This window comes from Tolypothrix tenuis PCC 7101 (assembly GCF_963874875.1).
Classification (GTDB): Bacteria; Cyanobacteriota; Cyanobacteriia; order Cyanobacteriales; family Nostocaceae; genus Aulosira; species Aulosira tenue.
The window spans coordinates 4,781,780-4,808,672 of sequence record NZ_CAWNJS010000001.1 but is presented as its reverse complement, the minus strand read 5'-3'; the positions used below and the strand labels follow the sequence as shown (position 1 = coordinate 4,808,672).

The 26,893-nt window shown below is 39.5% G+C and carries 2 protein-coding genes; one reads left to right on the top strand and one right to left on the bottom strand.

Annotated elements, in window-relative coordinates; translation table 11 throughout:
• Positions 1-590 precede the first annotated feature (590 nt).
• The gene (locus AACU25_RS19140) at positions 591-24,500 is read left to right on the top strand and encodes a LamG-like jellyroll fold domain-containing protein (protein ID WP_096578301.1); all 23,910 of its coding nucleotides are present in this window, start codon (positions 591-593) and stop codon (positions 24,498-24,500) included.
• 16 nt (positions 24,501-24,516) lie between these two features.
• On the opposite strand, the gene AACU25_RS19135 is transcribed toward AACU25_RS19140, so the two are convergent.
• Entirely contained in the window at positions 24,517-26,778 is a 2,262-nt protein-coding gene (locus tag AACU25_RS19135) for an FdhF/YdeP family oxidoreductase (RefSeq protein WP_096578299.1), read from the bottom strand.
• Between the last annotated feature and the right edge of the window lie 115 nt (positions 26,779-26,893).

Genomic DNA, 26,893 nt, shown 5'->3' with positions numbered 1-26,893 from the left:
GTATTACCTCTCATGCAGTTAATCTTAACTACGTGAAAATACTATATCGAAAATTGATATTAAGTGTTAATGTTTACATTAGATTAGCAGAAAAACATAAATTTTTCTGCTAATTTAGCTTGGGTAGCAACCTACTGGAATGACAGATGCAAAAAAATTTTGGGTTGGGTTAATTGGAGTAAAGTCCGACACCAAGCTCCAGGTTGGGTTTCGCAAGGCGAAACAACATCTAATGCACCAAAATTATCTCTGTCAAACCAATCAAACTATTGCTGATGAGTAAAATCGGTTGACTAAAAATCATGTTTAGGGTGAATTTATTAAGAATTGGCGTTCTATAAATCAGGGATGATTCGATGGTTAAAATCATTGATAATTCGTTCTAATTGATGTGTAGTCATCCCATTATTTAGGAACGTTAAAAATTTATCAATTGTCAAAGCAAAAACTCCTGAAGAGCGAACTGTATAAGTTGGCGACGAGTGATGTACAGAAGTAGGAGGGTAACATTTTTGTGTTCTGTATCCTATCTGTATATGTCATGTTAAATTTCCAGAACTCTAATCTTTTCTACAAAGAACATTTCTAATATGACTAGTTCTAACTCCATCAATACCCTTCTGTTTGTCGATCGCAATGTCGAGAATTACCAATCTCTTATTGCTAATACCCAAACAGGAACTGAAATAATTCTCCTCGATGCTAACCAGGATGGAGTAGAACAAATTACCAATGTTTTAGCCCAGCGAAGTAATATCGCTAGTGTCCAAATTATCTCTCATGGAAGTGAGGGACAAGTTCAGCTAGGTTCCACTCTCCTAAATACAGAAACCATCGCTAAATACCATCACTTACTAGAACAGTGGCGCAATTCTTTGACAGAAAACGCTGATATTTTGCTGTTTGGTTGTGATGTAGCTTCAGGAATAGGCGAGGAGTTTCTTCAGCAATTAAGCGAAATTACCGGGGCTGATATTGCAGGTTCCACAGATATTACCGGAAATGCAAATTTAGGGGGAGATTGGAACTTAGAAGTTCAAACAGGAAGTATTGAATCGAGTTTAGCGGTTACTGAGGAGGCGAAGCAAGGTTATACCGATTTATTATATTTAAAAGCAGAATATTTTAACGATAAAGACCTAGATCAAGACCCTGGTCTTTCTGACAGTAAAGGTACGCGTTATGACATTGATAATATTAATTATGCACAAAACGATGAGAATTTTGATTTTGTAAATGGAAATAACGATAGAGGGATAATTTGGACGGGTTATGTTTATGCACCTGATAGTGGAAATTACACTTTCTACGCGGACATTGATGACGGTGTACGTCTATGGGTAAATAATACAAGAATTATTGATAAATGGAATAATGGTACTGGTGAATACACAGGTAATATCTCTTTAACTGGAGGACAATGGTATCCCTTTCAGATGAATTTTCAGAATAATACAGGTGGTTGGCGAGCAATTCTGAAATGGTCTAGTTCATCTATTTCTAAGCAAGTTATTCCTGCTGCAAATTTTATTCTTCCTAATGATATTCCATCCACCAAATATCCAGTTTCTATTACACCTTCTACATTACAAGTAACAGAAGGCGGAACTGCAAGATTGACTATTAAATCTGATTTGACTGTTTCAGGAGAGGTAAAAGTTTTTTACAAGGTTGAACCTATATCTGGAGCGGATAGTAAAGATCTTAATAATGTTCCTCAAACTCAGTATATAGCCAAATACGTCACATTATCTGGTAGTAGTGCAACAATAAATATCCCTATTACTGATGACTTACTCACTGGAGAATCTGGAGAGAAAGTAAGAATCACCTTATTACCCGATCCTTCTAATGCTTACTCAATTAAAACCGCTTCCAGTTCTGCTACCGTAACTATCAACGATAATGAACCTGTAATTGGTATTGAAAAAATCACAACAGATGGTTCAGAAAATATAATCGAAGAAAAATTTACATTTAGCCTAACTTTAGATCGCGCTGCTTCTCAACCGTTTACAGTCAATTTTATTGTCAGTGGTAGTGCAAAAATAACTGATGACTATACCTTCTCCACTAGTCGCATAATAAAACCCAGTGATGGAACTAAGATTACTATTTCAATTCCTATTAAGAACGATGACATTAGAGAAGGAGATGAAAGCTTTACAATTTCCCTAAAAAAACCTAACTCTGATGATGGATATACAATTAATTCCTCTAAGAGTTCAATTGATTTTAACCTCATTGATGATGAACCAAAAATAGGGATTACTAAAATTAAAGATGGTTCGGAAAATATCGGAGATAATGCCGAATTTGAGCTAACTTTTGACCGCCAAAGAACAGAAGATTTCGCCTTAAAACTAAATGTTGATGCTGTCACTAAAAAAGATGCGTCTGACCCTAATAAATACCTCAAAATTACAGGTAGTCAAATTATTCGGGGCGATTATATCGACACAGCTAAAGGTGCTGACTATCTTCTCTATTGGCGCTACAAAGATGGTAGCAAAAAAGAATATATAGCAGCCGATCAATTTACAGTTACCGCTAACACAGGACTTGGTGATAAAGCAATTATTATCGGCGTTGAACCGATTAATGACGAAGTAGCAGAAAATACTGAATCTGTAAAAGTTGAATTAGTTCAACAAACTTCTGGTAGTAACAAACGCTACTATGAAGTTGATAGCAATAATAAATCTGACACCATCTATATTGATGACAATGAACCAACCCTAGAGTTTGTCACTTTTAAAAATGCCAAAGAATACGATACATTCTTACCTAATGGTGAAGATTCAGGAACAATTGGTTATATTGAATTAAAAGCGGATAAACCTGTTCTCTCTTCCTTGGGGTTGTGGGTGAAATATACCATCACAGCTGGTAATACCGTTATTGAAGGGGTAGATTATCTCAGTTCTCAATATCGTAAAGTTTCTTTCAATCCCAGTACCCAAACAAAAGGGATTATTGTCCCTAACAGTGAAGATTTAAAGATTGCTGGTAACAGTGTTGTAGATGCTTCCAAAATCCGCATCTATTTTATGGCGTTACCAGACGCAATCAAAGAAAATACTGAGAACTTAGATATTAAGATTCAACCCTATCACTTTGATTTAGATACGACAGGTAATAAGACAATCTCCAATTACTTTCTCAAACAAAATGGTGTGATTGTTGATGCTATTAACGCTACATTAAAAATCGAAGATAGCGGACTATATTCACCACAAGTATTAATTATTGACCAAACTGGTCAATTAGTTAGCGATAAAAATCCCTTAGCAGTCACAGATGGTAAAGCTACCTTGAAACTCAAATTAGGTAGCCAACCTTTGAATGATGTTATTGTTAAATTCAATCCCCCTGCACCAACAACATCTGCTTCTTTACCTACAGGTACAATTACAAAAAACGAAGGAATAGATAACAACGATAAACTCGTTAATGCTATTGCTATTACCACCAGTTCTTTCAGATTTGATGGTGCAATCAGCAGTAACAAAGATATTGATACTTTTAAGATTGACCTTAAACCAGGCGATAAACTTAAGATTGATATTGATGCCAGAAAACCCAAGTTATCAACACTAGATTCCCAAATAAATCTTTTAAACTCCAAGGGGGAAATAGTTGCTAAAAATGATGATACCTCTGGAGATGATTGGGATTCCTTACTAGAATATACTGTCAGCAAAGCTGATACATACTATATTCAAGTTGTTTATAGTGAGTATTACGGTGCATCAGGTACAACATATAGTAGCGGTAAGTATAAACTAGCTGTAGATGTAACTCCTGTTAATGTGGCATTAAAACCTGGTAATAATATCACTTTTAATGCGACTAATTGGGATAAATTACAAACTATAAATATTGAAGGAGTCACTGCTGATTTTAATTTACAAGCTCAACTTACTAGTAGTGACGCTAACTATCAAAACCTCAATCTTAGTCTTCCTGTTACAATTACACCACCTTTACAAACAATAGTAAAAGAAGGGGTAGCGACACAAAATTTAGGTACTCCCAAAGTTAGTATTTTTGCTGTAGGCGATCCTAGCTTAAGCAACAAAGACCCACAAATTCAAGAAAATAGTTTAGAAGCGGCTCAATTTGTTGTTCAACTAGACCATGTAGTCGATCAAGATTTAACAATTAGCTATAGCATTGGTGGTACAGCAACTAAAGATATTGATTACTCTGGTAAATTTTCCACAGGTGCTAACAATACTTATTCTGTGACAATTCCCAAGGGGGAAATTTCTGTTGCTTTACCTGTTGTCCCGATTGCTGACAATATCAAGGAATTGTCCGAAGAAATTACCATTACCTTGAATTCTGGAAACAGCTACAATGTTGATGCCAATGCTAACAGTAAAACCATCACTTTAATTGATAGTAATATTGTTGGGTTTAAATTAGCTAATGTCAGCTTTGATGACACAAATTTAGATGCACAGGGTAAACCTAAAGCGATAATTGCTTCTACTTTCCGTGCATTGCAAACTAAAGAAAGCGGCGAGAAGGAAACATTTGCTATTCGGCTAAAAACTAAACCAAATAGTAACGTTACCGTAGATTTCAAAGGATTTAATAGCAAAGAAAGTAGCCTCAGCACCTCTACAGTTACCTTTACTCCTGATAACTGGGATCAATACCAATTAGTGGAAGTAAAAGGTGAAGCTGATACTGTTATTGATGGTGATATTACTTACGATATTCCAGGCAAAAGTAGCAGTAATGACTCTAATTACAATGGGTTAGATATTCCTATTACTGTTACGAATCAAGATATCAACAATAGTATTGATAAACTTGTCACTCTCGAACGTCCTAATCCATCTCTACCTCTGGTAACAATCCAGGGAACTAATACTACCTTTGCGGAAAATAGCACCGCATTTAACACAGTCAAAGTAATTTTAGATCGACCTGCGCCCCAAGGAGGGTTACCAGTATTCTTTTCCTTTGATGGTAGTAGTGCTACTTGGAAACAAGATTTCACTGTTAATACCAACTACTTCCAAAATCAAACACAAAATCAAACACAAACTCAAGCACAAACTCAAGCAAAAAATCTTTTTAATAGTATTAATGTTGGTAAATTCAGTAATCCTAATTTTGCGGATTTGGATAAAGATGGAGATTTAGATTTAGTAGTTGGTAATGGTAATGGTGTCGTCCAGTTTTATCGCAACATTGGAACTACAGCGACTCCCTTCTTTAGTGCAGAAACAGGTAGTAGTAATCCTTTCACAGCTATTAAGGTTGATGGTAATAGTACACCAACTTTTGCCGATATCGATCAAGATGGAGATTTAGATCTAGTTATTGGTAGTTCCACAGGGAATCTCTCTTATTCTGAAAATATCAGCGATAGTAAAGGAATTAAATTTGCACCACTGCAAAAGCTAGAAATAATTGGACAACCAACAATAACTAATAGTGCACCTACTTTCGCAGATATTGATCGAGATGGTGATTTAGATGCAATTATCGGTGCCGGCGATGGCACAATTAAGTATTACCTAAATACTGGGACAAAAAATACTGGTACAAGCATACAGCCAATCCTAACTCCTCAAGCAGATGCAAATAATCCCTTTAAGGGTATTGATGTTGGTGATGATAGTAAACCGAATCTGGTAGATTTTGATGGCGATGGTGATTTAGATTTATTTGTTGGTGGTAAAAATGGTAAAGTTTCCTTTTACCGCAACATTGGTACAGCTAAAAACCCTCAGTTTACCCTCGATAATAATACTCCAACTAATAGCTGGAATACAGGGGCTAATAGTGCGCCGTTATTTATAGATTTAGATCAAGATAATGACTTAGATGCAGTTCTTGGTAAGGCTGATGGTACGCTGCAATATCAGAAACAATACCAAGCAATTGTGATTCCTGAAGGACAAACCACAGGAGAAATTACAGTTCAAGCAATTGACGATCAAATTCTCGAAGGAAATGAAATTATTAACCTAAAACTAGCAGAAGATACTAGTTATAGGGTTAATACTAATCAACCAGAGAATCACCGTCTACCCCTGACAATTCAAGATAACGACAAAGCCGGATTATTACTAAAAAATTCTCAAGGACAACCTGTCTCTAGTCTGAAATACCAAACACAAGAAAATAGTAATACTCCTGTTAATTTCAGCCTTGAACTGACTAGTAAGCCGACAAATCAAGTTAAAGTCAGCGTCTTTAGTCAAAATGTCAGGGAAGGATTACTCCAGAAAACTGGAGATACAACTGCTAATCAAGTTGTTGATTTAATCTTCACCCCAGATAACTGGAATCAACCTCAATCCTTCTCAATTATTCCCCAAGACGATCGCGTTCAAGATGGCGCAATTGCTTATATAATAGGACATCAAGTTCAAAGTCTTGACCCCAACTACAATGACACCGCAGACTCTAAACTAGGTTTTAACATCAGCGACAGATTAGTTGATCGGGTAAGTATTGCCGCAGATGGTACACAAGCAAACAACTATACCAACTTCTTTGATTCTCCAGCAATTAGCGCTGATGGGCGTTATGTGATTTTCTCTTCTTTTGCCAACAACTTAGTAGCCAATGATAGTAACGGTAACTCAGACGTTTTCATCTACGATCGCAATACTAAAGAAACTGAACGCCTTAGCGTCAGTAGTGATGGTATTCAAGGAAACAATTATAGTTATCAGGCTTCGATAAGCACCGATGGACGCTATGTAGTTTTCACCTCTGCGGCTAGCAATTTAGTGTCGGGTGATACTAATAGCAATAGAGATATATTTATCTACGATCGCACTACTCAAGCAACCCAACGGCTGAACCTCAGCAATAATGGTACACAAGCAAACGCTGATAGTTATAACTCAGCTATTAATGCTGATGGACGCTATGTTGTCTTTGAATCTGATGCTGATAACTTGGTAGCTGGTGATATCAATAGTCAGCGAGATATTTTCGTCCGCGATCGCACTACCAATGAAACCCAACGGATAAACCTCAGCAATAGTAATCAACAAGCAAATAATAATAGCTATAATCCTGTAATTACTGCTGATGGTCGCTACATTATTTTTGAATCTGATGCTGATAACCTGGTAGCGGGTGATAATAACGGCAAAAGAGATATTTTCATCTACGATCGCACTACCACTCGCACCATTGTTAACAAAGTTATTACTAACCCCATTAACACCACTGGCGGGACTATTTCTGTCTCTAGTACCATTTCTCCTACTGGCGAAGAACAAGACAAAGCATTTGATAACGACACAAATACTAAATGGTTAATTTTTGGTTCATCTGGTTGGATTCAGTACCAATATCCAGTCAGTAATGTTGTAGTTAATAGCTACTCAATTACTTCTGCTAATGATTTTTCCGAACGAGATCCCAAAGATTGGCAATTACGCGGCTCAAATGATGGTAGCAACTTTGAAACAATTGATAAACAAACAGGGATTAACTTTAATAATCGCTTGGAAACCAAGACTTTCCAAGTAAATAACAGCAAACAATATCGCTACTATCGCCTGGAGATTCTGTCTAATCATGGAATTGATGCTAAAAGCGGCGGTGCAATTCAATTAGCGGAATTTAAACTCAATGCTAACACTGCCACAACTGTCACAGAATCTGTAATTACCGCCGGAGAAGGTATACAGCGCATTAGTGTTGCTAGCGATGGTACACAAGCAAATGGTAATAGTGCGATCGCTTCAGTGAGTGCTGATGGACGTTATATTGTTTTTGAATCGGAAGCTAGTAACCTGGTAGCCGGTGACACCAACGGCAAAAAAGATATCTTTATTTACGATCGCACTACTAAACAAACTCAACGCATCAGTGTTAGTAGCGATGGTACTCAAGGTAACGGCGATAGTTTAGATCCTACTATTAGTGGCGATGGGCGCTATGTTGTCTTTGAATCGGAAGCTAGTAACTTAGTAGCAAATGACACTAACTCTAAAAAAGATATTTTCCGCTATGATCGCACTACCAAGCAAATCGAACGCCTGAATATTGCGAATAATAACGCCCAAGGGACTAATATTAGTTTCGATGCGGCGATCAGTGGGGATGGTAGCTATGTTGTCTTTGGTTCGCTAGCCGAAAACCTGGTTGCAGGTGATAGCAACAAATTTAGCGATATTTTCGTTTCTGCGCCTACTAAAGATTTAGTTGTTACCAATCTAGATGATAATGACAAAGCGGGATTTGTCATTACTTCTTTACCAATTACTACTGAAGGAACTCAGGATGCCTTTAGTATAAAACTTGCCAGCCAACCCACAGGTAAAGTTGTTGTCACACTGACACCCCAGGATGATGAATTTTACTTTGTTGGGAAAAAACCCGGCGATACCATCACCATTACTTTTAACGCGCAAAACTGGGATAAAGCCCAAACCCTGCAAATTGCTGCCGTTGATGATAACAAGGTAGAGTATTTACAAAGAAGTGCGATCGCCTTTGAGGTTAGTGGTGAAGATCCACTCTATAACAATATAGGTGCAAACCTCAAACCTGTAACTGTCCTCATTCAAGATAACGATCTTCCCACAGCCAGTATCTCTGCTGGTAGATCCGCCGCCGAAATCTACTCCACTCCGGGCTATTTTGTTGTGCAATTAGATCGCAATCTTGGCGAACAAGGGACTTTAGTCTTGGATGGAGTTGATGACTATGTTTCCCTTGGCGATCCCAAAATTGGTGGTGATTTTACCCTGGAAGCCTGGATTAAGATTGACAAATATCAAAATAATGCCACCATTATTGACTTAGGAAATGGTCAAGATAAAGATAATATCCTTTTACAGGTTGATACTACAGGTAAACTACAACTAAATACTCGCAACGGTAGTGGTAACCAGACAACTATCACCACAAATCAAGTATTAGCTATTAATCAATGGATTCATGTCGCCGCAGTTAATGATGGTAAAGGTAATGCTGCTATTTACCTAAATGGTGAGTTAGCTACACAAGCAAGCGGTCAAACTATAATCAATAATATTACTCGTAACAGTAACTTTATTGGTAAAAGTAACTGGAGTAATGAATACTTTGATGGCAATATCAGCGAAGTGAGAGTTTGGGATACAGCCCGTAGTAGCGACCAAATTCGGCAAAACATGAATCGTTTTCTCTCGGGGACAGAAAACGGTTTAAAAACTTACTATAGTATTAATAACGCCAATCCCACCAATCTCTATCCTGAAACTCTCACCGACTATACAAATAACGGTATTGATGGCACTCTCAAAAATGGTGCAACTTGGCAAGTAGGGAACTTTGATGCGCCTGTTTATGCCCTGCCTGTTGATAATACAGGGTTAGAAATCAACTACAAAATTACAGGCGGCACTGCAACAAAAGACGCAGATTATCAGTCAATTGGCACAGATGGTAACAACATAGGTAAAGTGCGGGTTTTTGGTAATCAAATCCTCATTCCCATTGTTCCCATTGATGATAAAAAAATCGAAGATGTAAGTTTCACAATTAATAATGTTTCTACCGTATCTAGCAGTAATGGTAAAACAATTTTACGGTTAGATGTTCTAGCCAAAAGCCTCAAACCAGAATCGACATCAAGTCTCGATTTACCAACAGCTAGTATTGTTGATTTTGGTAATGGTTTAACTGGGAATCTGAATAAGAATGTTACCCTGACTCAATTAGCTCAAGGTTCATTCAGTTTTGATGGTACTAATAATTATGCTTCTTTCGGCAATACAAACATTGGTGGCGATTTTACAATTGAAGCGTGGATTAAGATTGATAAACATCAAAACTATGCAACTATTATTGACTTAGGAAATGGTCAAGATAAAGATAATATTCTTTTACAGTTTGATGGTACTACAGGCAAACTAGAACTAAACACTCGCAACGGTAGTGGTACTAGTAACAGGACATTCATTACCACAGACAAGGTTTTACCTATTGGTCAATGGATTCATATTGCCGCAGTTAATGATGGTAAAGGTAATGCTTTTATTTACCTCAATGGTGAGTTAATTAAACAGGCTAGTGGTCAACAAATTGTCAATAATATTACCCGCAGCAGTAACTTTATTGGTAAGAGTAACTGGAGTGATGAATACTTTGACGGGAATATTGCTGAAGTCAGAGTATGGGATACAGCCCGCAGTACTGAAGAAATTCAGGCAAATATGAACCGTTTTCTCTCTGGTAAAGAAGACGGTTTAGACCTTTATTACAGCGCTAATACTGCTAATGCTAATGCCACAAATAAAACCAGTGGCGTAATTAACGATTTGACTGGTAATGGTATTAATGCCACTTTACAAAATGGTGCTACTTGGAATGTTAGCAAAACAGATTCTCCTGTTAACAGTACCGTCATCAATTACACGGGAACCTTAGAACTAACCGTTGATAACGCTATTGCTAGTCAAATTAAAGCTGGAAATGCAGCCAGAATTCCTTCCGAAACAGTCACGGTAACATTACTTCCTGGTGACGGTTATAAATTAGGAGATACTAATTCAAAAACTGCCAGCCTGAATATTATTGATAACGATGTTCCTGGGGTGCGGATTGTTCAAGGTGGAAATCGGACTATTGCCATTGAAGATGATTCATTCAAAACTAATAATGGCGATACTCTTCGCACTTCTCAGTTTGAACTTTCTCTCCTCAGTGAACCTTCATCTGATGTCACCCTGACTTTAACAACTAACACCACCAAGAAAAATGCTGCTGGTGAAGACAAGAAACAATTACGCTTTATTGATAAAAATGGTCAGTTAGTTGATACGCTGCAAGTGACCTTTAAACCAGAGGAATGGTATAAATTAAAAACCATTACTGTTCAAGGTATAGATGATGGCATTCTGGAACCGAATTTAGAAACAAATATCGCTGTCATTGACTATAAACTGAGTAGCAAGGATATTAACTATGACAATCTGGCTGTTGTACCGCAAACAGTTTATATAGTTGATCGGGTTCTGGATAAAGTTGAAACCATCAAAGGGATTGAAGCTGGATTTGGCACACTTCAAGGCACAATTGATAACTTAGAACTACCAATTATTGGTTCACTCAAAGGCCGTTCTCCAACTTTACTGCAAGATTTAGGCAGCATTGTCATTAAAGGTGTCAGCCAAACAGATCCTAATCAACTGACAACAACTTCCCTAGAGAAACTAATAGAAGATGCTTTAACTCAGTTAGGAATTCCTGGGGTAGATGTCAAAACCACAATGACAGATATCGATGTTTACTTTGAGTTTAATGCTAAGAAAAACTACGAACTCTTTAATCTCAATCTTTCCTCAGATTTAGGTGTTCCGGCTTTAGGGATTGGCTTTGAAACTCAAGGTAATTTAACGGGTAATTTTAATTATGATTTATCTGTTGGTTTTGGCTTAAATAAACTCCTGGGTTTTTATATTAATCCAGACAAAACTAAATTTCATGCTGATGTCAGCTTGAATTTGAGTCAAAATTTCAAAGGTGTAGGTAATTTAGGCTTTCTGCAAGTTGATTTTGCTAACGATCCGAATAATCTAACTAAATTAGGAATCTCTGCGGATATTAGCTTTAAAGATCCAGATGCTAGCAAGAAAAAACTTGTCGCACCCAAACCAATCACCACAATTGATGTCACAGCTATCAAGGTAGACAGTACCCCCGCCGATACTTTAGTTATTCCCACACCGCCACAGCTTCCATCTGCACCTACGGAAAAATTAGCGCCGAAATCACCAGCTGCTACCACACCAAATTTACCTACTCCGGTAAGTAAGAGTAATCCTAGTCAAGAAATTGCAGAAATTCCTGTAGCTAATCCGGTTTTAGCGCAAACAGTAGATACAAAGACGGTAGAGTATAACCGCAATCTGCAAACTATTCCCCAAGCAGCGTCTTTTACCTCTTCTTTCTCTAATGTCTCAGCATCAACCTTAGCGACATGGTTAAAAAATCCAGCCACAGCAACGGCGGGTATTTCCCAAGAGGTACTGACAGCCTTAACAAATGCTTCCCCAGAAGTCAAAGTTTTGCTGCAAATTCTGTTAGCAGAAACTACTGGGGTAAATATTGCTTTTAACGATAAACAACTGCAATTTACCTATCTCGGATCGATTGATTTTGCTAAGTTAGCTAATGTGATTCCGGGAGTTAAGAATATCCCCCTCAATGGCTTAACTCTGCCTGTTACAGGTGCAAAACTCACCATTAATAATCCGGGATTAGAAAATGCTGACTATACATTTAGTGCAGCTAGTTTACCAAAGGCACAGTTAGTTAGTTGGTTAAGTAATCAAGCGAAAACATTACTACCGCAGGGTGTACAAGATGTCCTTAATTCATTACTAACATTAACTAATAATGTTGATTTGGTATTAGGCAGAGATCAACTGCAAATTACTTATTTGGGTAATTTGGATATTGCCCAAATCAAAGATAAAATTCCGGGGATTAAAGATTTACCTTTAACTGGCTTAACTTTACCTGTTACCAATCCCACAATTACCATTACTAATCCGGGTAATGCTAGTGCTAATTATGCTTTGTCGGCTGCGAGTTTGCCCAAAGCACAGTTAGTTAGCTGGTTAGGTAATCAAGCCAAAACATTACTACCCCAAGGTGTACAGGATGTTGTCAATAAACTCTTGGCGTTAACTAATAATGTTGACTTGGTATTGGGTAAAGAACAAATCCAAATTGCTTATCAAGGTAATCTCAACCTCACACAGCTTACAGGTGTAATTCCGGGGATTAAAGATTTACCTTTAACTGGATTGAATTTACCTGTTACCAATCCCAAGATTACAATTACTAATCCTGGTAGTGTGAATGCAGATTATGCCTTTGTTGCGGAAAAATTACCGAAAGCACAATTAGTTAGCTGGTTAGCTGCTGGTAAATCTTCATTACCCCAAGGCGTACAAGATGTTTTAAATAAACTCCTGGCACTTACTAACAATATTGATTTAGTTTTAGGCGATAATCAAATCGAAGTTGCTTATCAAGGTAATCTCGATTTAGCGCAATTAGCAGCTTTGATTCCTGGGGTAAAAGAATTACCTTTAAATGGTTTAACTTTACCTGTTACTAATCCTCGCCTCACAATTAACAATCCCAAGGGAACTAACCCAGATTATGCCTTTGCTGTTGATAGTCTGCCAAAACGTCCTATTCTTAATTGGATCACTAATCAAGCCAAATCTGTATTACCAGAAGCTGCTCAAAACCTCCTGAATCAGCTATTTATCGAGAACTTTGAACGAGTAGATTTGGTATTGGGTAGTAAGCAAATGCAAATTACCTACAAAGGGGATTTGCAATTAGATAAGTTAATTTCGGCGATTCCTGGGGTACGAGATTTACCGTTAACAGGGTTAAATTTACCTGTGACAAATCCGAGTTTAACTTTATTAAATCTCGGTACACCTAATGTTGATTATGCCTTTAGTGTAGAACGTTTACCCAAACAAGAATTAATCAATTGGGTGAAAGGACAAGCAGCAGCTTTACTACCAGAAGAAGTGCGTAATGTCCTGAATGGGTTACTAAATTTAACAGAAAATGTAGATTTACAACTGGGGAATAACCAGATTCAAATCGGTTATTTAGGTAAATTAGACCTGAGCAGTATTTTACAACAAGTTCCGGGGCTGAAGGATTTACCACTCAATACCCTGAAGTTACCTGTTACTAATCCGCGTCTAACAATTATTAATCCCAATAGTCAGGATATTGACTATAGTTTTGCGGTTGAACAGTTACCCAAACAAGAATTAGTTAATTGGCTAGTTCAACAGTTACCCACAGAAGCCAAATCTATTTTAAATACGGTTTCTGATGTTGCTCAACAGGTAGATGTTCTATTTAGCGATAAGCAATTGAAACTGGCTTATCAAGGTAATTTAGATATTGCCAAAATTGCCAAAGTTATACCGGGAATTAAAGATTTATCTTTGGATGGCTTGGCGTTACCAGTTAGCAATCCCCAGTTGATTTTAAGCAACTTAGGTACACAGGATCTTAGTTACGCCTTTAAGAGCGATCGCCTACCCAAAAAAGAGCTAGTTACATGGTTAACAAACACAGTTACCAAGCTACTTCCGGCTGATGTGCAGTCGTTTGTCAAGCAACTGCTGAGTGTGGTTGAGAATATCGATGTGCAATTTGGGAATAATCAAATCCAAATTGGCTACTTAGGCGATCTCAACCTCAAAACCATCATCGATGGAATTACCAGTCAACTCGGTAATTTCTTGTTACCACTCAAGGGATTAAACCTTACCCTCACTAATCCCAGTATCACCATTACTAATCCCAATGTTGCACCGAGTTTTAGCTTTAATTTAGATCGCCTCCCTGTAGCTCAAATTAAAACTTGGTTGGTGGATCAAGTTAAAACCCTAGTTAACGATGCGAGTGTGCAAGATTTCCTCACCGGATTGTTAAACAACTTAACCAACATTGATTTAGTTCTCGGTGATAATCAAACCCAAATTACCTATTTAGGTTCAGTTGATTTAGTCAAAGCTTTAGATATTATTCCGGGTTTAGACTCTGTTACCCCTAAAAATTTAAGCTTACCTGTTCTCAATCCCAGCTTTACAATTAACAAAACCGGAAGCGATCGCAACTATAGCTTAACGGCAGAAAGTTTACCCAAAGATGAGTTAACTCAATGGCTGAGTAAAGAAGTCATGGCGCTGTTACCTACAGAAGTTGCAGGGATGGTGAAATCTCTGCTCAATGTAGCGCAACGCATGGATGCAACCATTGGGAGTAATCAACTGACGCTGAGTTATCAAGGTAATTTAGATTTAGCGACGATTATTAAAGAAATTCCTGGGTTAAATGAGTTACCCCTGAATAATTTATCTTTACCTGTGCTGAATCCCAAGATTGAGATTCTCAACCCAGGTAAGAATGCTAGTTATAACTTTAGTGCCGAGCAACTACCGAAGCAACAGTTACTCAATTGGTTAGTGCAACAGTTACCTGCTGAGGTGAAATCGGTATTACAGGCGATCGCAAATGAAGCGCAAAACCTGGATGTGGTTCTCGGTAATAGTCAGATTGAAATTGGTTATAACGGTAACATTGATTTAGTTAAACTCCTGGCGTTGATTCCTGGTGTGAAGGATTTACTCACCACTGGGTTAAGTCTACCTGTACTCAATCCCAAGCTTACCATTCTCAATCCTGGGGCAAATGCTAGCTATAGCATTGATGCCGAAAAATTACCGAAACAACAGTTAATAAATTGGCTGAGTTCTCAGTTACCCAGTGACGTACAAACTGTACTGAGCAAACTTTCTACTAATTTAGATATCAATATTGCCCAGAATCAACTGCAACTCAACTATCGTGGTGATGTTGATTTACTAGAACTCGCGGGAGTGATTCCAGGCGTTAAGGATCTACCTCTGCAAGGATTAAAACTGAATGTTACCAATCCCAGTTTTACCTTAATTAATCCTGGTAAAGCCAACGCAGATTATATCTTCAATAGCGATCGCCTACCTACCAAGGATCTTCTCGCTTGGTTAAAAACGACAGCTACCAATAGCCTACCCGACGCGGTGAAATCGGTTCTCAATCAATTACTGGCGCTGGGAACCAATATTGATTTAGTTTTGGGCAAGGGACAAATGCAACTTGCTTATAATGGGAATCTAGATTTAGCGCAAGTTATCGGTTTAATTCCTGGGGTGAAGGATATTGGTGCTTTGTCTGGGTTAAACCTCCCTGTCACCAATCCCAGCATTACCATTCTCAATCCTGGCACAGCCACAGCCCAATATTTACTCAAGAGCGATCGCTTACCTAAAGAAGAACTGGTAAGCTGGGCAAAAGGAAAAGCTACCGAATTACTACCCGCAGATTTAGTCAAGGTATTTAATACTTTGATGAATATTTCTGAAGGTATTGATTTAGAAGTAGGCAATAATCAGCTAGAAATTGCTTATGAAGGTTCGGTTGATTTAGCTACCCTCCTCAAAGAAATTCCCGGCTTAAATGAATTACCCCTCAATAACCTCAAATTACCTGTTCTCAACCCCAGTTTAACTATTACTAATCCTGGTAAGAGTGCGAGTTATAGTTTTGCTGCTACCAAGTTACCAAAACAAGAGTTAATTAGCTGGCTGAAAGAACAAGCCAAATCTTTAATTCCTACAGAATTACAGGGAATATTCAACGCTTTAGCGGCGGTAGGCGAACAATTAGATATTCGCTTTGGTGATAGTCAATTCCAGGTGAAATATCAAGGCAATCTCAATCTGGTAAATATCCTCAAAGAAATTCCTGGTATCAAGGACTTTGATTTTACTGGTTTAACTTTGAATGTTAAAAATCCCAGTATCACTATTACCAATCCCGGTAAGGATGCAGACTTTAGCTTTAATGCCGAAAAATTACCAATTGCAGAATTACAAAATTGGTTGATTACCAAAGCTGGTAATGCTTTACCCACAGAAGCTAAGGATATTCTCAATGGACTTAAGAATTTAGCACAGGATGTTAATATTCTCCTGACAGATAAACAAATCCAAGTCCTTTATGACGGTACTGTTGATGTCGTTGGGCTAATTAAAAATATTCCTGGAATTAGTAACATTCCTCTACCACCAAATAACGCCCTTACTGTTACTAAACCAACTTTAACTCTCACAAGGGTAACGACAAATAACATTACCAGCACAGACTTTAACTTTAGTGTGGAGAAACTCAATAAAAAAGGCTTGACGGCATGGTTAATTCCTGAAACAAAGGCTGTACTACCGTCATCAGTTAGCAATGTTATTAGTTCCCTCATCGCCACCGCCGCCGACTTTGAGGTTCTCTTCAAAAAGAATCAGCTACAAATTAGTTACCCGGGAACTCTGGATTTAGCTAGTGTTATTAAACAGATTCCTGGCTTATCAGAATTACAAACTACTGACTTAACTTTACCAATTACCAATCCAGTACTGAGCATTTCTAACTTAGATCAAGGTGCTGCTGATGCTAACTATTCCTTAACTGCGGATCATTTGCCAAAACAGGAATTGGTAGATTGGTTAACCAAACAAGCAAAAGCCGTTTTACCTGGGGAAGTACTTAATGTAGTTGAGGATTTGCTAGATTTAGCCAGAAGAGTAGATTTGCAAATTGGTGATAGTCAAATTCAGATTACCTATGAAGGTATCCTAGATTTGAGCGATGTTTTAGAGAAAATTCCAGGCTTAGATGCGCTCAATGTTAATACCCTCGATTTACCAGTTACTAATCCTAGTCTCACCCTAACTAAACCACTTAACGCTACCAGTTGGCGAGATGCTAACTTTACTTTTAAAGCCGATCAATTACCTACCAAACAATTAGCCGATTGGCTCATTTCCCAAGGTTCGGCATTAGTTCCTAGCAGTGTAGCTACGCCAGTTAAGGATTTACTGACTGCTTTTGGTAATGTGAATATAGGTTTGAGTAATAATCAATTCCAATTCTCTTCTAACCAAATTAACCTCAGCCAAGTTATTAATGCGATTCCCGGAATTAATAGCATTTTCACTGCACCGCCAAATCTCACCCTGCGTGATCCCAATCTACTGTTAACTAACTTTAAGTCTGGGACTACTAGTTATCAATTTTCCGCTTCTGATTTGAATTTAGCAACTTTAGCAACTTCTTTGGGTATTCCTGATGATTTAAGTAGTAAGTTACCAAAAGTCAATTTCTTTGTTAGTAACGATAAAGTGCAATTTTCTGCATCCGAAGGCATTGATTTGAAGTCTTTGGTATCTTTGGATGGTCTCGGTTTACCTGATGTTATTACCACATACATCAAGGAAATTAAAATAGATAATCCGCAGATTACAGTAACAAAAGCTGCTAATTCTGCTAATAAAATTATTGACCTTTCGGGAACAGTTGCTGGGTTAAATATCGGCTTAAACTACGACGGTAATAAATGGATATCCAAAGGCATTGATGATGGTGGTCGCCTCAGCGCTTTAGATTTAATAAATATCTTCAATACAGCGAAAACCAATCAGCAGGGCTTTTATAACTTCATTGATTATCAACTCAAAGGTGAAGCCAACCTGGGTTTAACAGCTAAAACCAGTATTAATGGTAGTCCTGTCTTTCCTTCCTTTAGTTTCGATGTTGCTGCCAATTTCCCCATTTTCAATTATGGCAATGTTCAACAAGCCAACAAGAATGGGACAAATATTAAACTCAATAATGTAGCAATTGATTTAGGCTCATTCATTAGTAATTTAATGGGGCCAGTCATCAAAGAAGTTAATCAAATTATTGAGCCAATTAAACCAGTTATTAAACTCCTAAATGCTGATACAAAGTTATTTACTCAACTCGGTTTAGGTGATTTATTTGATGCCAATAGTGATGGTAAAGTCACAGTTTTTGAAGTCGCCAAACGGTTAGCACCTCCAGAAGACCGGGCAAAATTAGAAAAATCTGAGCGCTTTATTAAAGCTGTTGGTGATATTGTCGATTTGATTACCGAACTGAGTAAAATTCCTGCCAATCAGCCAATTGTTATTGATTTAGGTAGTTTTGCCCTCAATGACTTGAAAGTAGCTAGCAAAGATACCACCCAAGCTGCGAATAAAGTTGATACCAGTTCTAGTAATACAGGCGGTTTACAAACTACTAAAACAGCAACAGATCCCCTCACTAGCGCCACCAATAAAACTAGTGGTAGTTCTACAGGTAGCTTCCTCAGTAAGCTGAAAAATATTGAAGGTTTAGAATTCCCCATTCTTACCAATCCCCTCAAAGCCATTGATTTGCTGTTAGGAAAAACCACCGACTTGGTGATTTATGATGTTCCTGATTTGGAATTTAACTTTGGCATTTCTAAGAGTTTCCCAATTTGGGGGCCAGTTAAAGGTGAACTCGGTGGTAGTTTCTCAGCGAAAACTAACCTGGTAGTCGGTTTTGATACCGCCGGAGTTAATGATTGGAAAAATGATAATTTTGAGTTCAGCAGTATCTACAAAATCTTTGACGGTTTTTATCTCAAAGATTGGGATGCAAACGGTAAAGATGTCGATGAATTATCTTTAAATGCCACAATTACTGCTGGTTTAGGCTTAGATGTTGGCGTAGCTGATGCGACAGTGCGGGGTGGTGTTCAAGGTTATCTTGGTGTTGATGTTGTAGATACTGGAGAAAATACAGGAACTAGCGATGGTAAAGTGCGCGGTTCCGAGATTATTTCTCGTATTAGCAAGCCTTGGGAATTGTTTGACCTCAATGGTAGTATTGATGCTTTCTTAGAAGCAGAAATTAAAGTACTTGTTGTCGGGACTGTATGGAAAGAAGAATTTGCTCGCTTTAACTTAGCTAAATTTACCTTGAGTGCTGATGGTTTTACCTTCAGTGGCGCACTTTCTCAAAGCTATATTGCAGGTGCCACAATCTTTTTAGATACTAACTTTAATAATCAGTGGGATGTAGGGGAAGTTAAGACAATTTCCGATGAATACGGTCAATTTAACCTGGATATTCCCCAAGAAGTCGATACTAATGGCGATGGCGAGATTGGGGTTGATGAGGCGCAATTAGTCGGATTAGGCGGCTTTGATACTTCTAGTGGTTTGTCTTCTGGTGCTTTAATTGCTTTACCGGGTTCGGCGATCGTGACACCGTTAACTAGCTTAGAAGCAAGACTAGTACAATCAGGCTTGAGCCGAGACGCAGCCGATGGCATTATTAAACAGCAATTGGGCTTAGATTTGTCATCGAAAATCGAAAGTTTCGACCCCCTTAAAGCTGTAGGAGAAAAGCAAGAAATTGGCTTGGATGTCTATCTAGCACATATTCAAGTCCAATCTCTGCTCAATCAAACCCGTGCTTTCTTGGATGGTTTGCAACAAGCTGTTACAGGTGTAGCTAATCCCAATAATTTACTAGAAGCGATTAATGCCCTAGCTGTATATCTGCAAAATAGCACTTATTCTCGCCTGGATCTAACGAATATAGAGATTCTCAAATCCTTCTTTAACTCAGTACTTGAGCGCAATCAATTAACTGCATCGGCTGAACAAGTAAGTGGTGTAGCTTTAGCCACCGCCGCAGGTAATGAGTATTTAGAGACAGTGGCGAAAGTGGGTGCATCAAAAGCTGTATCGGAAGCCTTACCAGTACTAGCCTCTCTCAAACGAGTCACCGAAGAACATATTCCTGTATTAATACAGCAGATGGCTGCGGGGAAACTGACTACAGAGCAACTTATCGGTGCGATCGCAGCGACTTTCGATCAAAACTATTATTTAGTTGATGCTAACGGTAACAACTTCGGTAATCGTTATGCTTCTGTCAGTGTGTCGCCAGCAAGGGTTTCTGAGGCTGATGCAACTAAGGTTCAATTCCGCATTGATTTAACCCAAGAAGCACCAAACCAAGGCTTAAAGATTCTTTATGACTTCTCCGGTACAGCTACTTTAGGGGAAGATTACCAAATTGTTGGTGCAACTACAGGGGAAATCAATATTGCTCCTGGTGAAACTACTGCGGTGATTGAGATTCAAGTTCTCAATGATAACTTGGCAGAAAACTTAGAAAGTATCGCCTTGAACTTGAAAACTGTAGGTGAAGGTTATGCGATCGCGCCAAATGCTAAAGTCGCTTTGATCGATATTCAAGATGATGACCAAACAACTACAGATTCAGCTACTAAAGGAATAGTTCTTAAGGGTAATTTGTTGGCTAATACCCTCACAGGTGGCGTTGGTAACGATCAACTCGAAGGTAAAGAAGGTAACGATTATCTTGATGGTAAAGAAGGTAATGACTTCTTACTCGGTGGTGGTAGTAATGATACCCTGATTGGTGGTCTTGGTAATGACCAGCTGGAAGGTAACGCTGGTGATGACTCCTTAGAAGGTGGCGAAGGAAGCGATAGATTAGAAGGTGGCGAAGGAAGCGATCGCCTTTTAGGTGGTGTCGGTAGCGATATTATCTTAGCTGGTTTAGGCGATGATTATTTAGAAGGTAATCAAGGTAACGATCAGCTTGAAGGTGGTGGCGGTAAGGACACCATTTACGGTAACGAAGATAACGACTGGATAGTTGCTGGCGATAGTAATGATGTCATCGTCGGTGGTACGGGAGATGACATCCTCAATGGCGGTGCTGGTGCAGATGTCTTCTTCTTCAACTCTCCCAATGACGGCTTTGACACAATTCTCGATTTTAATCCCGAACAAGGGGACAAAATTCAGATTTCGGCTTCAGGTTTTGGTGTCAGTGACCTCAGTGGTTTCCGCTTTATTAATGGTGTCTTAGACTTCCAAGGCAAAAATCTCGCACTGATTCAAAATCAAGGGAAAACCTACGCTTACTTTTCTCACCTTGAGAAAGTTGTGGAAATTGTTGACCAACCCACCCCAATTCCATCTACTGAAAATCAACAGATACCGGAAAACCTGTATAGCTTTAATGCTCCCGCAGTATTGAACGATCTAGTTCAAAGCAGCCAAGGAACTGGGGCTAACCTTTTAGAAGCAATTTTACAAAGAGGTTATCTCAAAGTTGCTTCATCTAGCCAAAACTCGGTTCTCAGCTTTGATTTAGAGTTTGTTGGTGCTTTAGCAGCTGCTTTATTTGGTAACAAAAACCAAGTCGAAATCGTTAACACCACCTCCAGCGATGGTTTTACTCAAGTTGCTAATAAAAACCTTGACCTCAGTGTTCGGCGAGTGACTGAGAATCTTGTGCGAGATGGTGGTTTAAATGTGGATTTTGGCCCAGTGTATCTTTACGATCACCAAGGTATTTTAGTCCCTACTGACGGCAAGATTCAAAAAATTGAAGATCTCAAAGGTGCAACAATTGGTGTTGTTAGTAACAGTACAGCCTACGCTAACTTAGTAAATATACTGCAACCTTTAGGTATTAGCTTTACACCGCGCTGGTATGATAATGGAGCGCAGATGTTTGCGGCTTATGAAAAAGGTGAAATTTCTGCTCTATCTATTGATACAGCCTTAGTTGATAATTACTTACGTAGCTTCCCAGATCCACAAAAACACAAGCTTCTCGATGGCGAATTTTCCAAAGAACCAATCGCCTTAGTATTACCAGAAAATGAATCTGCTTGGGCTGATGTGGTACGCTGGGTGACTTACGCCACAATTCAAGCGGAAGAATTTGGGATTACTTCTCAAAATATTGACCAAATCCTCAAAGATAATCAAGATGAGAACCCCAATAATGATTCTGACCCTGCTATTCGCCGTTTCTTAGGCTTGCAGGAAAAATTGGGGACTGCTTTAGGTTTGCGCGATGATTTTATCGTGCAAGTGATTAAGCAGGTTGGTAACTACGGCGAAATTTATCAGCGTCACTTCCCGAATTTAGAACGCGATCGCAATCTTCTATGGACTGATGGCGGTTTAATGTATACACCGCCGTTCTCAGGTACTCCGAAGGAACTGAATTTAATTGACAATGACAAACGTAACGTCTTAGACGAAATCAAACAAAGAGGTGTACTGAAGTTTGGCTTACCTGAACCCTTGAACTTCCCCGGTTTTACAGTCAAACAAGCAGATGGTACAGTCAAAGGCTTTGATGCAGATTTAGGTAGGGCATTAGCCGCAGCCGTATTTGGCAATCCCAATCAAGTAGAATTTGTACAACAAGCCTTCGCCGATGGCTTTGGTAATACAGCTAATGGTGTCGTAGATGCTTCTGCTGCGGCTTATACAGAAAACTTAGTCCGTGATGCGAGTTACGGAATCGATTACAGTCCGATTTATCTTTATACCGGACAAGGTATTCTCACCCGCAAAAATAGCGGTATTAGTTCTATCCCCACTCTCAATGGTCGTAAAATTGGGTTGCTGAGTGGAATGTCAGGTACAACTGCATTAAGCAATTTGCAAGATGCATTGGTAAAATTTAGCGCTAGTCCTACCCTTGTCACCTTTGAGACTTCTGCTGAGATGTACGCCGCTTACGATCGCGGTGAGGTCGAAGCAGTCTTTAATGACGTTACACTCCTAGCAGGCAAAATTCCCACTTTATCTCAGCCACAAGAACACCAAATTCTTCAAGATACTTTTTCTAAAGAACCTTTAGCTTTAATCATTGATGAAAACCAATCAGATTGGGCTGATGTAGTCAGGTGGACAATGTATACTTTGGTGCAAGCTGAGGAATACGGCATTAATTCCACTAATATTGATGAATTGATTGCTCTTAATACCGATGCTGACCCCAATAATGATTCTACCCCGGAAATTCTGGCATTCTTAGGAATTAAAGGTAATCTTGGTGCCAAGCTGGGACTGAATAATGATTTTGCAGTTAAGGTAATTAAGGCGGTAGGTAACGCAGGTGAACTATACGCCCGTAATTTTGATACAAATCTGTTACCGCGAGGACTGAATGAACTTTATACCAGTTCTGGCTTACAGTATGCAGCACCCTTTGGCGGTATCGAGCCACAACAGCCCCATATTACCTTGAATACTGACACCAAGGTCTTCCAACTAGAAGGCGATACTGACACAATTAATCTCAAGTTTAGTCTGAGCAGTAAGCACCTCAATCGCCAAAACATTCACCAAATTGCGTTGGTTGCTTATGATAACGCCCAAGGAGAAGTTGATGGCTTCAAACCTGGACAAGATGGCTACCTCAATGCTGTACTCAAACGTTCTCAGGTGCTGTTCTCGGTACTCCCCGATGACTTTATTTCTAATCCAACAAAAATTATTCAAAGAGCCAGTCGTGAAAACTTAGGATTGCTGTTTTTCCAAAATACCAGCTTAGATGCAGTTATCAATGATAGCAGTCTGCTGAATCGCGTGTTCCTTGGTTCTCCTTTTGGTACCAGTTCTACCCAAGTCTTGACTGTTGCATCATTGGATAATAATCAATTTAGTTTGAGCTTTGAGGATCAATTAGGAGATATTGACCCTGATTTAGTCGTGAAGTTAGAAATTACTAATGAAGAGATTCCTTTAGGTGGTAAATTACAAAAACAAGGAACAGAGGAACTAATTGACCTTACAGATTTAGCTGGATTACAAGTTCAAGTTTCCTTCCCAATTGTCAAAAGTGAAGCGGCTTATGATAATGTTTTCGGTTTCTATCAAATTGAAGACATTCAAGGTTCAGTGGTTGACTCTCTCACTGGTAAATTGATCCGTGTTGGTGAAGCCGGTTACGCACAAGCCGCAATTCGCAACAGTCAACAGCATGGTATGACTATGAATGACCAAGGGGTATTAACTGGTGGTACCTTTGCAGGTGGGAAATTCTATGCACCATATCTCATTGCTAATGGTACAGTTGACGCTGGGCTAAAAGGCGATGTTTCTGTCTATTTTAGCTTTACTGGGGCAAATTCCGACCATACAGATCACTTCCTCTCACTCGGCAATAATGCTTGGGGTGTAGAGGATTTAGCAGGCGGTGGCGATCGCGATTTCAATGATATTGTGATTCAAGCCAATTTCAAAATTGTCTAACCCTAACTCCAGCCGGCTATTTTCCATACACTACCACTGGCACCCGTTTGTAAGCAGGCGTACCGCAACGTGTTTCTGTTCTGGCTTTAAAAATGACATTCACTTCCGGATAAAACATCAACGCCGCACCTTCCCGCACAGCACCGTAAATCACTTCCACGTTCTCTAGTTTGTCGGCATCGCCCTGGACTGTGACAAGATCATGTTCGGCTAACCCAATTTTTTCTGCATCTCTGCGGTTCATCAAAATGCAGTGGCGATGAGGCATTCCCCGGTACTGATCATCAATTTTATAAACCACCGTGTTGTGTTGGGAATAACTGCGTCCAGTCATTAATGCCAGCACGAGACTATTTGCTCTATCATCAATGTCAAAGTCTTGAGGTTGAGGTAAAGCCAGATTCGGTAGTGGCGTAGTCAACATTTTTGCCTTACCTGAGGGCGTTTTAAAATGGGGTTCGGTGACGATGCGCCCAGAGATAATGAACTCTTCGCTGGTGTCGTCAATCGTCGCAATTTTTTCATAGCCAGGAATAGTTGTGGCAATCAGTTGCCGTACGTAGCGAGTATCTTGCAGTTTACGCCATTCGACAGGATAATCACCCAGCAGCCGATGGGCTAGTTCAGTTAAAAACTCAACTTCAGAAATTAAATCTGCATTCTTCAGGTGAGTTTTGCCTTCATCATTGAGGCGCACAAAGTTGTTACCCGATTCAACGGTGGTTTTGTGGGGGTTTTCAAATCGGTTGAGGACGGGAATAATGATTGTGTGAGTTTTCGCCAATCCGTGAAAGTGCCCAATATTGGGTTTAGTAGCGAGATAGATGATGGTATCGATGTTACCCAATGCCCGTTTTGCCTGTGCTGAGTCAGGATTAGCACCATAGATATTACCACCTACACAGATGAGACTATCTACTTTGCCTGCTTCGGCTGCTTCGATTAAGTCACGAGTGTGGTAGCCTTTGGGTAAAGAGAGCGATCGCCCCAACAACTTCTCTAACGCTTGCTTAATTTCTTCTTTGAGCTTCACAGTTACACCCATTGAGCCAAAGCCCTGCACATTGGAATGTCCCCGCACAGGCATGACTCCGGCTCCCATTCTGGCAATTTGACCGCTAATTAACGCTGTATTGGCGATGCTATAGACATTATCCACACCATTGGTATGTTGAGTAATTCCCATCGCCCAACCAAAGACCACAGCTTTTGATGTGCCAATGATAGTTGCGGCGGCGGCAATTTCTGCTTTGGACACGCCGCAGGTAGTCGTGATTGTTTCCCAAGAAAGCGATCGCGCCTGTTCTAATACCGCTTCCCAACCTTGGGTATATGCTTGCAAAAAGTCGTACTGCACAAACCCCTGTTCAATTAACGCTTTCTGAATGCCCACAAACAGCGCCACATCACTACCGGGAATCGGTTGGAGATAAAGCGAAGCAATGTCAGAACCAGGAATCAAAGATTTAATTGGGAATGCCGGAGAGCCAAATTTCACCAATCCAATTTCCATCACCGGATTGATTACAATCACTTTGCCACCTTTGTCTCGCAGTTTGATCAACTCATTCATCAACCGCGGATGGTTGTAAGCAGAATTTGACCCTGCTAACACTACACAATCTGCCTGCTTCAAGCTTTCCAGGCTGACGATTGAGGTGTTTGTGCCAAACATCTCTTTGAGTGCGGTTGTGGAAGGAGCATGGCACAGATCTGAGCAATCTGCCAAATTATTGGAACCCAGGGTTCGCAGTAGCAATTGTAGTAAAAATGCCGCTTCGTTGGAGCCACGCCCGGAACTGTAGGATGCTATTCGCTCTGCTGGTTGCTGAAATGCATCTGTGGCGATCGCATAAATCTCTTCCCAAGAAATGCGCTCATAATGGTCGCTCCCTGCACGTCGAATCACCGGGAAGCTCAGTCTTCCCAATCGATCCGCTTCCATAGAAGATAGCTGTTGTAGGTCAGTAATCTTGTGGTCATCAAAGAAGTGGACTGGAACTGGAGGTTGGATTTCTGCTGAAATTGCTTCTACACTTTTCATGCAGCGTTGCAGTTTCTCACCCGCTTCATTGGTAAATCCGCCTTTTTGTCCACCTGTCCCCCAGGAGCAGGACAAGCAAGCACTTTTGTGAAACAGGGTCTTCCACAGATGTGGCCCTTCTGGTGAAAGTGTGTGCTTTGCCCAATACTCAATTACAGGCAACCCACCGCCAATTTCTGGGGTGTTTTCATTGGTTTCGTGGAAGGGCGGTTGGGGCTGGGAGTTGCTATCCATCTGGTTGCAGCGACAAATCAGTTCATTTTGTGCAATTTAATCCAATTTACTGGACATGAGAATTCCTCATTAGGTAGATTTTCGCGCTCTCTACAAGTTAGGAACTGGACTTTTA